Source organism: Mesorhizobium sp. WSM4829 (assembly GCF_055811475.1).
Genome location: NZ_JBVVQJ010000018.1, coordinates 56,928 through 70,879 on the forward strand (window position 1 = coordinate 56,928; position 13,952 = coordinate 70,879).

The 13,952-nt window shown below is 64.1% G+C and carries 12 protein-coding genes; 4 read left to right on the forward strand and 8 right to left on the reverse strand.

Annotated elements, in window-relative coordinates; genetic code table 11:
- Nucleotides 1–9 precede the first annotated feature (9 nt).
- Nucleotides 10–2,700 (reverse strand): ATP-dependent helicase, encoded by a 2,691-nt coding sequence (locus AC0L17_RS18425; protein ID WP_473516876.1) that lies wholly within the window; start codon nt 2,698–2,700, stop codon nt 10–12.
- Between the two features lie 208 nt (nt 2,701–2,908).
- Between AC0L17_RS18425 and AC0L17_RS18430 the strand changes: the two genes are divergently transcribed.
- A complete protein-coding gene (locus tag AC0L17_RS18430) occupies nt 2,909–3,814 on the forward strand; it encodes a dienelactone hydrolase family protein (protein ID WP_473516877.1) in 906 nt (301 codons plus the stop codon).
- Here the strand turns inward: AC0L17_RS18430 and AC0L17_RS18435 are convergent, their stop codons facing one another.
- Nucleotides 3,815–4,720, reverse strand: a complete 906-nt coding sequence (locus tag AC0L17_RS18435) for an EamA family transporter (protein ID WP_473516878.1) — start codon at nt 4,718–4,720, stop codon at nt 3,815–3,817.
- A gap of 89 nt (nt 4,721–4,809) precedes the next feature.
- On the opposite strand from AC0L17_RS18435, the gene AC0L17_RS18440 reads away from it, so the two are divergent.
- Nucleotides 4,810–5,295 carry an Lrp/AsnC family transcriptional regulator gene (locus tag AC0L17_RS18440; RefSeq protein ID WP_128180780.1) on the forward strand — a complete coding sequence of 162 codons (486 nt, stop codon included), beginning with the start codon at nt 4,810–4,812 and terminating at the stop codon, nt 5,293–5,295.
- A gap of 247 nt (nt 5,296–5,542) precedes the next feature.
- Here the strand turns inward: AC0L17_RS18440 and AC0L17_RS18445 are convergent, their stop codons facing one another.
- Both AC0L17_RS18445 and AC0L17_RS18450 read right to left on the reverse strand, forming a co-directional pair.
- Nucleotides 5,543–5,740 (reverse strand): hypothetical protein, encoded by a 198-nt coding sequence (locus AC0L17_RS18445; RefSeq protein WP_473516879.1) that lies wholly within the window; start codon nt 5,738–5,740, stop codon nt 5,543–5,545.
- 115 nt (nt 5,741–5,855) lie between these two features.
- Nucleotides 5,856–6,362: a thioesterase family protein gene (locus tag AC0L17_RS18450; RefSeq protein ID WP_473516880.1), complete on the reverse strand. Its 507-nt coding sequence runs from the start codon at nt 6,360–6,362 to the stop codon at nt 5,856–5,858.
- 97 nt (nt 6,363–6,459) lie between these two features.
- Here AC0L17_RS18450 and AC0L17_RS18455 point away from each other — a divergent pair, with 97 nt between their 5' ends.
- Together AC0L17_RS18455 and AC0L17_RS18460 are read left to right on the forward strand one after the other, a co-directional pair.
- Nucleotides 6,460–7,872, forward strand: a complete 1,413-nt coding sequence (locus tag AC0L17_RS18455) for an FAD-binding oxidoreductase (RefSeq protein WP_473516881.1) — start codon at nt 6,460–6,462, stop codon at nt 7,870–7,872.
- A 94-nt stretch (nt 7,873–7,966) separates the two neighbouring features.
- Nucleotides 7,967–11,989 carry an AsmA family protein gene (locus AC0L17_RS18460; protein ID WP_473516882.1) on the forward strand — a complete coding sequence of 1,341 codons (4,023 nt, stop codon included), beginning with the start codon at nt 7,967–7,969 and terminating at the stop codon, nt 11,987–11,989.
- 29 nt (nt 11,990–12,018) lie between these two features.
- On the opposite strand, the gene AC0L17_RS18465 is transcribed toward AC0L17_RS18460, so the two are convergent.
- The 4 genes from AC0L17_RS18465 to AC0L17_RS18480 all read right to left on the reverse strand — a co-directional run bounded on the left by AC0L17_RS18465 (nt 12,019) and on the right by AC0L17_RS18480 (nt 13,866).
- Nucleotides 12,019–12,240 (reverse strand): ribbon-helix-helix domain-containing protein, encoded by a 222-nt coding sequence (locus tag AC0L17_RS18465; RefSeq protein WP_473516883.1) that lies wholly within the window; start codon nt 12,238–12,240, stop codon nt 12,019–12,021.
- Nucleotides 12,241–12,260: 20 nt separating this feature from the next.
- Entirely contained in the window at nt 12,261–12,506 is a 246-nt protein-coding gene (locus AC0L17_RS18470) for a DUF4169 family protein (protein ID WP_473516884.1), read from the reverse strand.
- 18 nt (nt 12,507–12,524) lie between these two features.
- Nucleotides 12,525–13,058, reverse strand: coding sequence for an SspB family protein (locus AC0L17_RS18475; protein WP_027153748.1), 534 nt, complete (start codon nt 13,056–13,058; stop codon nt 12,525–12,527).
- Nucleotides 13,059–13,176: 118 nt separating this feature from the next.
- Nucleotides 13,177–13,866, reverse strand: coding sequence for a TetR/AcrR family transcriptional regulator (locus AC0L17_RS18480; protein ID WP_473516885.1), 690 nt, complete (start codon nt 13,864–13,866; stop codon nt 13,177–13,179).
- Between the last annotated feature and the right edge of the window lie 86 nt (nt 13,867–13,952).

Here is a 13,952-nt window from a genome sequence, read left to right on the forward strand (position 1 = left end):
GGGGGACGCTCACACCCCGGTGACAAACCCGTCCAGCACGCGTTTCTGGCCGGCCTTGTCGAAGTCGATGGTCAGCTTGTTGCCGTCGATGGCGGCAATGTTGCCGTTGCCGAATTTCTGGTGGAAGACGCGGTCGCCGACATTGAAGGGGGATGGCGTGTCGGCGACGGATTTGGCGACCAGCTCGCCGTCGATGGTGCGGCCCTTGATCGAGGTGCGGCCGGCGCCATAGCCACTGTCGGTCTCGCCATAGCCGATGCGCTCGACCTGGTGGCCGGAGCGCGAGCCCCAGTTGCGGTCGGTCGCCTCGGTGCGGTTCTGCTGCGCGCGCTGCCAGCCCGGCGTTGCATAGGCGCTGGAGAAGGCGCCGGATTTTTCTGCGCCGACATTGTCGAAGCGCGAAGCGCCGTAAGGATTCTGCCGTCCTGCCGCCTGGCCGCCCCGTCCGGAGGCGAAGGAGCCGCCGCCATAGGCATTGCCGTAGCCGCCATAGGAGTTGCCGCTCTCGGCGACCTCGACATGGGCTTCCGGCAATTCATCGAGGAAGCGCGACGGGATGGTCGATTGCCACAGGCCGTGGATGCGGCGGTTGGAGACGAACCACAAATGCAGGTTCTTCTTGGCGCGGGTCAGCCCGACATAGGCCAGCCGCCGCTCTTCCTCGAGCCCGGAGCGGCCGCCCTCGTCGAGCGCGCGCTGATGCGGAAAAAGACCCTCCTCCCAGCCGGGCAGAAAAACCGTCTCGAATTCGAGGCCCTTGGCCGAATGCAGCGTCATGATGTTGACGGCGTCGAGCTCGGCGTTCTGCTCGGCGTCCATCACCAGCGCTACATGTTCGAGGAAGGAGCGCAGCGATTCGTACTCCTCCATGGAGCGGATCAGTTCCTTGAGGTTTTCCAGCCGGCCGGGCGCTTCTACCGAGCGGTCGTTCTTCCACATGTCGGTGTAGCCGCTCTCCTCCAGGATGGTCTCGGCCAGCTCGGTGTGCGGCGTGGTCTCCAGCGCCTTCTGCCAGCGCTCGAAATTGGCGGCGACTTCGCGCAGCGCTGCGCGCGGCTTCGGTTTCAGCTCGTCGCTCTCGGCGAGTTTTTCCGCAGCCTCCAGCATCGGGATGCGCAGCGCCCTGGCGGTGTCGTGGATCTGGCGGATGGTGGCTTCGCCCAGCCCGCGCTTCGGCACGTTGACAATGCGCTCGAAGGCGAGGTCGTCTGCGCCTTGCGCGACGACGCGGAAGAAGGCCAGGGCGTCGCGGATTTCGAGGCGCTCGTAAAAGCGTGGGCCGCCGATGACGCGGTAGTTGAGGCCGAGGGTGACGAAGCGGTCCTCGAACTCGCGCATCTGGAAGGACGCGCGGACAAGAATGGCCATGTCGTTGAGATTGTGCTTCTGCCGTTGGTAGGCCTCGATGGTTTCGCCGACGGCGCGGGCCTCTTCCTCGGAATCCCAGGCGGCATGGACATGCACCTTCTCGTCGTCCTCGGCGATTTTTTCGGTGAACAGCGTCTTGCCGAAGCGGCTTTCATTGTGGGCGATGAGGTGGGAGGCGGTGCCGAGGATGTGCGCGGTGGAGCGGTAGTTGCGTTCCAGCCGGATGATCGTGGCGCCGGGGAAATCCTTGTCGAAGCGCAGGATGTTGTCGACTTCGGCCCCGCGCCAGCCGTAGATCGACTGGTCGTCGTCGCCGACGCAGCAGATGTTTATGGTGGCCGCGCGCGGGTTTCCCTCCCCCTTGAGGGGAGGGTGGCCGGGCAAAGCCCGGCCGGGTGGGGTCCGGGCGGCCGTGCTCGACGCTCTGGCGGTGCCTTCTGCGGCTACCCCCTCCGCCCGCTTCGCGGGCACCTCCCCCTCAAGGGGGGAGGATTGCGGCCGTTGCGCCAGCAGCCGCAGCCACATGTATTGGGCGGTGTTGGTGTCCTGGTACTCGTCGACGAGAATGTACTTGAAGCGCTTGTGGTATTCCTTCAGCACGTCCGGATTGGCGCGGAAGATACGGATCGGGTGGCACAGGAGATCGCCGAAGTCGCAGGCGTTCAGCGTCTTCAGCCGCTCCTGGTAAGCCTTGTAGAGTTCACGCCCCTTGCCGTTGGCGAAGGCGCGGGCGTCGCCCTCGGCAATCTCGGCGGGGCCAAGCCCCTTGTTCTTCCAGCCGTCGATCATCTGGGCGAACTGCTTGGCCGGCCAGCGTTTGTCATCCAGTCCTTCGGCCTGGATGAGCTGCTTGATCAGGCGCACGACGTCGTCGGTGTCGAGAATGGTGAAGTCGGATCTGAGCCCGGCAAGTTCGGCGTGGCGGCGCAGCAGCTTCACTCCAATCGAGTGGAAGGTGCCGAGCCACGGCATGCCTTCGACATTGCCTTCGCCGATCAGCAGGCCGATGCGCTGCTTCATCTCGCGCGCCGCCTTGTTGGTGAAGGTGACGGCGAGGATCTGCGACGGGAAGGCCTTGCCGGTGGCGAGGATGTGAGCGATGCGGGTGGTCAGCACGCGCGTCTTGCCTGTGCCGGCCCCGGCCAGCACCAGCACCGGACCCTCGGTGGTTTCCACCGCCAGCCGCTGCTCGGGGTTGAGCCCATTCAGATAATCGGGCGCATTGGCATGGCCGCTGCGGGCAGCCATGGCGCGCGCAGCAATGCCCGACGGGGCCACGGGCCGCGCGTTCGGTTCATCAAAAAAAGGCATATCTTCCGAAAAGCCGGACATCTCCCCCGAATGTAGTGATTCGGCAGCGAAAGGCCAGAAGTGTCTCCGTTTTGTTCTCTGTCCAGCGCCGGAACCTACAAATGGGTATATTTAACCCACCGACGTCGTGGAGCACTGCATGCTGGGCCTCACTGATCCGTGATTGGACCATGCAGCCCTCGACCCTATCTTGCGCGGCGGACATGTTCCCGAAGCCGAGGAGAGCGCCATGACAAAACCGAGCCCTGCCAACCCCGCCGTCAACACACCCGTCATTACCCAGGCTATGATCGACGCCTATGACGAATACACGCATCTGACGCTCGACCGGCGGCGCTTCATGGAACAATTGACCAGGCTTGCCGGATCAGGTGCGGCGGCCGCCGCAATCGCGCCGCTGCTGGCGGCGAATTCAGCCCGGGCGGCGATTGTTGCCGAGGACGATTCACGCGTGACGGGCGAGGACATCAGCTATCCCGGCAGCGGTGGCGAGATGAAGGGCTATCTGGTCAAGCCGGCCGGCCAGTCCGGCAAGCTCGGCACCGTCATCGTCGTGCATGAGAACAGGGGGCTCAACCCGCATATACGCGATGTGACGCGGCGCGTGGCGCTGGAAGGCTTCGTGGCGCTGGCCCCGGATTTCCTGTCGCCGCTCGGCGGCACGCCGTTCGACGAAGACAAGGCGCGCGAGCAGTTTTCCAAGCTCGATCCGGCGCAAACCACTGCCAATGCGGTCGCAACGGTCGCTTTCCTTAGGGGCAGCGAGGATGGCAACGGCAAGGTCGGCGCGGTCGGCTTCTGCTGGGGCGGCGCCACGGTGAACACACTGGCTGCCAATGCGCCGGATCTGGCTGCCGCTGTCGCCTATTACGGCATGCAGCCGAAGGCCGAGGATGTGCCGAAGATCAAGGCGGCGCTGCTGCTGCATTATGCCGGGCTCGACACCCGCATCAATGCCGGTATCGACGCCTTCAGGAAGGAGCTCGATGCAGCCGAAGTCGAGTACACGATCCATGTCTATGAAGGCGCCAATCATGCCTTCAACAATGACACGTCGGCGGCTCGCTACGACAAGAACGCGGCGGACCTCGCCTGGGGCCGGACGATCGCCTTTCTCAAGGAGAGGCTTGCCTGATCAGGCATTTGCCGGTTTGTGAAAAGCGACGCCGGCCACCACCAGCGCGATGCCGATGCAATCGGTAAGGCTGGGTATCTGGCGGAGCACAATGACGCCGATCAGCGTGGCGGTGACCGGCAGCAACGACAGCATCAGCGCGAAGCTCGATCGCGGCAGCCGCGACATGGCAAGCTGGTCGCAGATATAGGGGATGACCGACGAGCAGATGCCGACGCCGACGGCGGCGATGAGCAGTGGCGGCGCCGTGAAAGCCGGCAGCGCATCGGTGAAGCCGATCGGCAGCACGATGAGGCAGGCGACCGCCATGGCGGCGCCCAGGCCGGCGATGCCGTCGCCAGCGCCGGCGCGGGCAACGCGATGGCCAAGCATGATGTAGCCGACGAACAGCGCGCCGTTGAGGAAGGCCCAGAACAGGCCGACCGGGTCGCTTGACCATTTGACATCGATCAGCAGCAAGGTGCCGGTGACGGCAACGGCAAGGGCTGCGAGATTGCGCGGGCTTCTGACGCCGACCAGCGCAACGCCGATGGTGCCGACGAATTCGATCGCCGCGACCAGCGAGATCGGCAGGCGGTCGAGCGCCAGGTAGAAGGAGCAATTCATCACGCCGAGGCAGGCGCCAAAACCGAGAAGCAGCAGCCGTGTCGGCCCGTCGGCGCGGGCGAAGACCGTCCACGGCCGGGTCAGCGGCGCAAAGACAAGGGCGGCCGTGACGATGCGCAGCCAGGCCATGCCGAGCACGCCGACATGCGGGAAAAGCAGCACGGCGAAAGCCGGCCCGAGATAATGAAACACAGCGCTGACGCCGAACCAGACATGCGGCGGCAGCGATGTCGCCAGCCTGCCAAAGACAGGGCCGCCGAGGGCTGGGATAACAGCTGGGGCTTGCGCTTGATCATCCATATGATCATTATCGCAGGCAGATTTACCTGTTTATATGGGCAATGGCCAATCAAAGAGATCGTTTATTCTCCTGAACAAAGGAGTTTTTCCTGAAACGCATTCGAAACGAAAATGCTGATCTGGATGCGGCGGATCTGAAAATCCTGCGCCTGCTGGAAAAGGATGCGCGCACCAGCACTGCTGAACTGGCGCGCTCGGTCGGCCTGTCGGCGCCGAGCGTGGCCGAGCGCATCAAGCGGCTGCAGGAGAGCGGTGTGATCGAGGCCTATACTGTGCGGATCAACCCGGCCGCGCTCGGCATGAAGCTGTCGGCATGGCTGCGGATCAGGCCGGTGCCCGGGCAGTTGGCTGCGGTCGCCGAGATCATCCGCGACTTGCCGGAAATCGCCCAGTGCGACCGGGTGACCGGCGAGGACTGTTTCATCGCGCTGGCGCATGTCGGCTCGGTGGCCGAACTCGAACGGGTGATCGATCGCATCATTCCGTTTGCGATGACCAACACCGCAATCATCCAGTCGTCGCCGGTGGTGGCGCGTTCGCCGCTTGCGGCAGTGTTCGTCAATACATCAGCTTAACTGGAAAAAGTCGCGCCGCCCCTCATCGCCCTGCCGGGCACTTCTCCCCGTATAGTGACGGGAAGAAGGACGCTGTCATCAATGGTTTCGCCAATTTGCGGGCGTTGCTGAAAGAGCGCCGAGGCTGCGGCAAGCTCCCTTCTCCCCGTCTCTATACGGGGAGAAGGTGGCGGCAGCCGGATGACGGGCGGCGCAAACGCTCCCGAAAAATGCGACCGGAGGACGAGACCATTTCTTTCCGCACCGATCAGGCGTGGCCGCGCTTCAACCGTGCTTGCTTCAGGATGGCGCGCCAGCGGATCATGGCGAAAGGGATCGGCTCGTTGTTGTTGGCGATGGAAAAAATTTCGTAGTTGAGGTTCTTCAGCGATCGCCAGAAATCGTAGTCGCTGATGCGTGGGTCGGCCGCCAGCTTGTCCGCCTCGACCTTGATATCGGTTTTCATGCAATTTCCCCGAACCGCTTCAGCCCCCGCCGCCCGTTCGCAACTCGTCTTCGACCGTCGTACTGAGTCGTTCAACGCCTCAATTCGGCTTGTTCACGTTAAAACCCTGGTAAGGTTAACGGCGGTCTGACTGCGGCTCAAGCGTCTTGCGACGAATACCGATCGAACGGCCGGCGCGCTCGGGCATCGGCAGCGCCGCATGGGCGGCGCGCATCACTTCGACCTTGGCCAGGACATCGGCCGGGAAGGGCGCCACCTTCGGTCCGGACATGTCGACATGCAGCGACAATGATTCGGACGTGGCAGCGAGCCAGCCGTCGACATGGCGGATTTCCTGGTAGGCTCTCAGCCGCTTGTCGTCATGGTCGAGGAGCTGGAACGAGACATCGACCTTGTGGTCGAGATGTAGCTCCCTGATATAGCAGACATGGACTTCCGCCGTGTAGATGGTCAGCCGGCGCTGCTTCGCATAGTCCGGCCCCATCCCCATCATTTCGAACGCTTCGTCGGAACAGCGGTCGAACAGCACGTTGTAATAGGCCATGTTGAGATGGCCGTTATAGTCGATCCAGTCTTTTTCGATGGCCATGGCACGAGAGATGAAGGGCGCAGGGGTGGACATCGAAAATTTCCTTCTCGCTGGAAGAGCGTGGTAGGTGAGACTACCCATCCATAAATCCATCACAAGGGTGGGCGCTGGTCCATTCGCGGAGGAATAGATGGCTCTGAGCGACCTCAATCCGGTCGAGCGCAACGAGGAAGGCATCGCCGCGGTGCTCGGCATCCTCAAGCAGCGGCTCGGCGAGCGGTTCCAGACCGGCCAGGCGATCCGCGCCCAGCACGCGCATACCACCACCTACATTCCAACCCAGGCGCCGGATGGCGTGGCGTTTCCAGAGACGACACCGGAGGTGCAGGAGATCGTGTCGGCCTGCGCCGCGCACCGCGTGCCGGTGATCGCCTTCGGCGTCGGCTCCTCGCTGGAGGGCCATACCAACGCGCCGGGCGGCGGCATTTCTGTCGATACGTCGCGGATGAACCGCATCCTCGCGGTCAACCCGCAGGATCTCGACTGCACGGTGGAACCCGGTGTGACGCGCGAGGATCTCAACCGGCATCTGCGCGACACCGGCCTGTTCTTTCCGATCGATCCGGGCGCCAATGCGTCGCTCGGCGGCATGGCGGCGACGCGAGCGTCGGGCACCAATGCCGTGCGCTACGGCACGATGCGCGAGAATGTGTTGTCGCTGACGGCGGTAATGGCCGACGGCGGGACAGTGACGACCGGCAAGCGCGCAAAAAAGAGCTCTGCCGGCTACGATCTGACGCGGCTGCTGATCGGCTCCGAAGGCACGCTCGGCATCATCACCCAGTTGACGCTTAAGCTGCAGGGCATTCCGCAGGCGATTTCCGGCGGCGTCTGTCCATTTTCCAGCGTTGAGGAGGCCTGCAACGCGGTGATTGCGACAATCCAGATGGGCATTCCGGTGGCGCGCATCGAATTGGTCAATGCGCTGCAGATGCGGGCGATGAAGAGCTATTCGAAACTCGACCATCCCGAAAGCCCGTGCCTGTTCGTCGAGTTCCATGGCAGTGATGCCGGCGTTGCCGAGCAGGCCGAGACCTTCGGCATGATCGCGGAGGAATATGGCGGCGGACCATTCCTGTGGACCAGCGTCGCCGAGGAGCGGACGAAGCTGTGGAAGGCCAGGCACGACGCCTATTGGTCGTCGCTGACGCTGCGGCCGGGCGCCAAGGGGCTGTCGACCGACGTTTGCGTGCCGATCTCGCGCTTTGCCGAATGCGTTACGCAAACCGAGGCCGACATCGCCGAGATGGGGCTGATCGCGCCGATCGTCGGCCATGCCGGTGACGGCAATTTCCATGTGCTGGTGCTGATGGACGCGGACGATCCGAAGGAAATCAAGCAGACGGAAGAGTTTGTCGCGCGGCTGAACATGCGGGCGATCGGCATGGATGGAACCTGCACCGGCGAGCACGGCATCGGACAAGGCAAGATCGGCTTCCTGCGCCATGAACTCGGCCACAGCGTCGACATCATGCGCACGATCAAGCAGGCGCTCGATCCGCAGAACATTATGAACCCTGGGAAGATACTGCCGGCCGACTAAAGTCTTTTGCTTTTGGGGCGATCGATTTGCCTCTTTATCGACACGCTGATGCGGGTAGAGTGCGGCTGATTTTCAATCAACTGCTTGGGGGTTGATGCTCGCACGCTTGTTCGTGATCTTCGGTGGCTTTTTCGTGCTGGTGCTGTGTGCGGCGCTGGTGGTGCCGTATTTTATCGACTGGACGGGCTACCGGGCCGATTTCGAGCGCGAGGCGAGCGCCATTCTGGGCCGCAAGGTCACCGTTCAGGGCGATGCAACGGCGAAATTGCTGCCGTTTCCCTCGGTGACCTTCTCGAATGTCACTGTCGCGGGCGGCCCCGGCGGCCGGCCGGCAATGACCGTCGAGACCTTTTCGATGGATGCCGAACTGGCGCCCTTCCTGAGCGGCGAGGTGCTGATCTTCGACATGCGGCTGGTGCGGCCGAAGGCGACGATCGACATTGCCGCCGACGGCACGGTCGACTGGGCGATACGCCCGTCCTCACCCTACGATCCCAGCCAGATCTCGATCGAGAAGCTGACGGTGACCGACGGAGAGATCGCGCTGCGCCATGCCGCCGGCGGCCGCAGCCATCGTCTTTCCGAGATCAATTCGACAATCTCTGCCAGATCGCTGGCCGGACCCTGGCGGATGGATGGTTCGCTGCGGCTCGACGGCCTGCGCAGCACGGTCGTCGTCTCCACCGGCAAGGCCAGTGGCGACGGACAATTGCGGCTCAGGCTCAAGGCCGACCCAGACGCCTATCCGCTGGTCATCGAAGCGGATGGCAATGCCGGCATTGTCGACGGGGCCGCGATGTATTCGGGCCAGTTCAGGGTCACAAGCTCTGACAGGAATGGCGCCGACAAGCGTTTGCCACAGCTTGACGGCACCGACGGTGAGAAGGCCAGCGCCGGCAAGCCGGAACCGGGGTTCAGGCTGAACGGCAAGTTCTCGCTCGACCACCGGAAGCTTGGCGTCGACGAATTCCGTTTCGAGACCGGGCCACTCGACAATCCCTACACCGCCGACGGCAAGGCTGCCGTCGACCTTGGGCCGAACCCTCGCTTTTCAATCGAGGCCGATGGCGCTCAGGTGCAGTTCGATGAAGCCGTCGGCGCCGCGACCGGACTGACGCTGTCGGAGCGCGTCGCGGCGTTGGAGCAGGCGCTGCTCGCCCTGCCCAAGCCGACCATACCGGGCACCGTCGAGGTGAAGCTGCCGGCGGTGGTGGCCGGCGACACGACGGTTCGTGACGTGCGCCTTTCGGCCGAGCCGGCCGATGCCGGCTGGTCGGTGAAGTCGCTGGGCGCGACGCTCCCGGGCCGCGCCAGGCTGGAAGCAAACGGCATGCTCAGTCTCGAGGATCAGTTCGGCTTCAGCGGTTCGCTGCTTCTGGCCGTGGGGCAGCCTTCCGGCTTCGCCGCCTGGCTGTCGAAGGATGTCGACGAGGCGATCCGCCGGCTTCCGGCCGCCGGCTTCAAGGCCAAGGTCGACCTGTCCGGGAACCGCCAGGCCTTCAGCGACCTCGAACTCGTTCTCGGCAAGGCGAAATTTTCCGGCCGCATCGATTCCAGCCAGGGCGAAGACGCCAGGCCGTCGGTGCTGATGCGGCTCGACGGCGGCGAGCTCGACGTCGACGGGCTCGCCGCCTTCGCCTCGATCTTCATCAGCGACAAGGGCGCCAACCGATTTTCCGACCGCGACCTCGATTTCCAGATCAAGGCCGGGCCGGTCAGCGCCGGCGGACTGACCGCCGATACGGTCGATACGGGGCTCAGGCTGCGCGACGGGCTGCTTGAAATCGACCGGCTCTCGGTCGGCGGACTTGCCGGCGCCTCGATCAGCGCCACCGGCCGGATCAAGGATTTCCCAGCGAGCCCGACCGGCAAGCTCGATGCCTCGGTGGTCGCCGTCGATCTCAAGCCGTTGGTCGATGTCGCGGCGAAGCACTATCCCGACAATGCCGTGCTGAAAGGGCTGGCGGACCGTGTCGCCGCCTATCCCGAACTGTTGCAGAATGCGCGCATCGATCTGGTGACAAGTGCCGCCGCCAATGGCGACGGCACGACGGGACTGGCGGTCAGCGCGCAAGGCAGGGCAGGCGGTTCGGCGTTTTCAGCATCGCTGTCCGGCAAAGGACTGGCCGATCGGCTTCTCGAGGCGCCGGTGTCGGTGACCTTCAACGCCAGGAATACCGACGCCACCGCGCTTCTGGCGCTTTACGGCCTGCCGGCGCTGCCGCTCGGCATGCTTGGCGAGGCGACCACTGATGTTTCGGCGAAAGGCACGCTTGGCGGCGGCATGGCGACGAGCTTCAACCTGACCGGCGACGATTTCAAAGCCGGTTTCGACGGGACGATCGCCAGCGCGCCACAAGGCGCCACCGCCAAGGGCAAGATCAGCCTGGAAGCCGCCGACATCGAGCCGTGGCTGATGACGACAGGCGTCGGACTGCCGGGCCTGGGGACAGGCATGTCGACTTGGCTTGCGGCCGACGCCGACTTCGGCAACGGCCGTCTGGTGCTGTCCAGCCTCAGCGGCGCCATCAACGAGGCTGCGGTTTCCGGCGACCTCAATGTCGGCGTCACCGACGGGCTGCCGCATCTTGCCGGCGCGCTGGCGCTCGATGATCTGGATCTCGACCCGATGGCGGTGGCACTGTTTGGCGACCAGGCCTTTCTGGGCTCCGGCAAGGCTTGGCCGGCCGCCCCATTCAGCCAGAAAGCCATCCTGCCGTTCACCGCTGAACTTGACCTGACCACGGCGTCGCTGGTCGCCGGCCCGTTGGCCACGGCCTATGACGCGGCGCTTTCGCTGAAGCTCGACCACGAAGGCATCCGCGTTTCGGACCTCAAGGCAAAGTTCGCCGGCGGCGCGCTTTCCGGACTGTTCGAGCTGAAGAACAATGACGGCACCGGGTTTTTCTCCGGCCAGCTGAAACTTGCCGGCGCCGATCTGGCCACAGTGCTGCCCGAGACTGGCATCAGCGGAACCGGCGATTTCTCGGCGGCGCTCTCGACCAGTGGCAAATCGGTCGATGCGATGGTTGCGGCGTTGTCCGGTTCCGGCACGGCGGCGCTGAAAGGCTTGACCATTGCCGGCGTCAATCCCGCCGCCTTTGGCGCCTTCATCGCCAAGGCCGACGCCATTGGGCGCGATATCGATGCGGCCAAGACCGCCGGCTTCGCGCCGCAGATCGCCGCGGACGGCAGTTTTCCGGCTGGGGATGCCGACATCGCCTTCACAATCGCCGGTGGCACGCTGAGGGCACCGCCGGTCAATCTTGAAAATCCGGCGGCGACGCTGTCGGCCGACATCACGGCGGACCTGAAGACCAGCATGGTCGCTGCCATTGGTTCGATCACTTATCGGCCGGGCGACGAAGCGCTGGTCGGCTCCGATCCGACCGTGAATTTCAGCGTCGACGGGCCGTTCGGCGCCGCGAAGCGGCGATTCGACAGTGAGCCGCTGGCGCAGTTCCTGACCCAGCGCGCGCTGGAAAAGGAGCAGCAGCGGGTCGAGGCGATGCAGGCGGCGCTGCTTGAAAAACAGCGGTTGCGGCGCGAGGTGCGTTACTACGCGGCCCTGCAAGCCGAGCGCGACAGGGCAGCCGAAGAATTGCGCAGGCAGCAGGAGGCGGCGCGGCTGAAAGCCGAGGCGGATGCCAGGGCGAAAGCCGAAGCCGAGGCAAGAGCTCAAGCCGATGCGGAGGCGAAAGCCAAGGCTGATGCGCAGGCGAGGGCTGAAGCCGAGGCTAAAGCCAAAGCCGAGGCGCAGGCGAAGGCTGAAGAGGAGGTTAAAGCCAAGGCTGAAGCCGAGGCCAAGGCTAAGGCGGATGCCGAAGCGAGAGCCAGGGCGGCGCAGCAAGCGGCCGACGAGGCAGCGAAGGCCGAAGAACAGCGACGCCGGAAAGCGGAAGAGGCAAGGCGGACGGAAGAGGCGAGGCGGATCGCTGCGGAACAAAAGGCAAGGCTCGACGCCGAGCGCAGGGCCGCCGCCGAGCAGGCGCAGAAAATCGAGCGGGCGCGCCAGCCGCCGGCCAATGACAACCCGCCGCCAGCAGGATCCGCGCCAAAACCCACGCTTGAACCTTCGTCGATCGACAAGCTGCTGAAGTCGCTGGGCGGCGGATAGCTCGCCTAGACATCCGGGCTAGACCGGTTTCATCCCTTCCCTCGCTTCGCCCAATCCAGGACGTAGAGCCTGAGCGCCGAGGACAGGTTGGCATCGCGCGGCCGGGCCTCATCGATTTCGGCGACGAGGGCGGCGAGAGTCAGTTTGCGCGCGGCGGCGATGGCGACGAGATCGTCGAAAAACGGCTTTTCGAGCGAATAGCTGGTGCGATGGCCGCGAATGGTCACCGAGCGTTTCTCGACCGGGCTCACCGGACCTGACTCATTTCACTTCAAGCATCGGACTTATCCGAAAACCCCGCCGCATGTTTCGGTGTGACTTCAGGGCAATCCGCATCGCCCGAGGTTTCGCGGCGATGGCCGGCGACAATTTTTTCTGCCTTGTCGGCGATCGAACGGTCACGCTCCCGGTCGGCCTTGGAGCGGCCGTGCAGCGTCCGGTTCTGTTCGGCCAGGCGCTCCTGCTCGGCTCGTGCCTTCTGCTTGCGGGCCTGGCGGAGGTTGACGATGTCGGCCATGTCGCGCGGCCCGTCGGATCACTTCTTGCGGAAGGCGTCGAGCGACACCACTTCGGCGCCCTTGGCGGCGGCGTCGGCTGCGGCAGGCTTCTTTTCGGCCTCAGCTGTCTTCTTCTTCTCGGGCTTTTTCTCGGCGACAACGGCCAGCGGTTCGGAAGCGGGCTTGCCGGCCAATTCCCCTTCTGCCGAGGTCTCCGTCTTCACGTCGAATTCGAGCTCGAAATTGACGGAAGGGTCGTAAAAGCCGCGCACGGCCGAGAACGGGATTTCCAGCTTTTCCGGCACGTCGGAGAAAGACAGCCCGACCTCGAAGCCGGTGTCGGTCACCTTCAGGTCCCAATACTGGAACTGGATGACGATGGTCATCTGTTCAGGATAGCGCTCGCGCAAGCGGGAAGACACGCGCACGCCGGGGGCGCCGGTCAGGAAAGTGATGAAGAAATGATGGTTGCCGGGGAGGCCGGTGCGCGCGACTTCGGCCAGGACCTTGCGCATGACGCCGCGCAGTGCCTCCTGGGCCAGAATGTCGTAGCGAATGTGGTCGTCGGCCATGTCGCTGTCGGGTTCCGTTGAATCGTCCGCATAGCTGTAATCAAGCTTGAGCGCGGCGTAAACCGGATATAGATGCCGGCAGCACAGATGCGAGAGGACATGCCTCAGATTTGATCGCTCAGGCGCCAGCGAGCGCGCTGCGCTTTTGCGCATCGGCCGCCGGCTGCCGCTTGGCGAAGGCGCGCAGGAAGGTGCGCACGCCATGTGTCGCGGATTGCAGCACTTCATCATCGGTCGGCGTGCCGCCGAGCATGAAGGTCGTCTGCAAATCGGCATTGGCGAGGGCCTGGAACTGGCGCGCCGCGACATCGGGGTCCTCGATGTCGAGGAAACCGGCATGGGCGAGGCGGGCGAAACGGGCGGCGATCGCCGGCCATGTCCTGCCCGGTCCCAGTTCGCGCCATTCGGCAAACAGCTCGGGATAGCGCTCGCCCTCGGTCTGGATCAGCTTGCGCAGGAACTTTCCGTCGCGGCTGCAGATACAGTTGCGGGTCATGCGCACGGCGAAGGCGATCAGATCGGCCTCGAGATCCTTCGGCTGGTCGGGAAAGGTTGAAATGGTGGCGAAGATACCGGCATTGCAGCGCTCGGTGAGGTCGCGGACGATGGCGACGAAGAGTTTCTCCTTGTCGCCATGGTGGTTGTAGATCGTCTGGCGCGAAACGCCGGCCTCGGCGGCAATCATGTCGATATTGGCGCCGGCGAAGCTTTCACGGCAGAACACCTCGCCGGCAGCGTCCATGATCGAGGCGCGCTTTGCCTCATGGCCGCGTGGCGGGATGCTGTCAGGAGAAACGTCGTGCTTCATGAAAACTATATAGAGGTGATTGACGAATTAGACAAGAGTGTCTAAATTTATGGACTTAGATTTAGGGGATTTCCCCTGCAGGAATT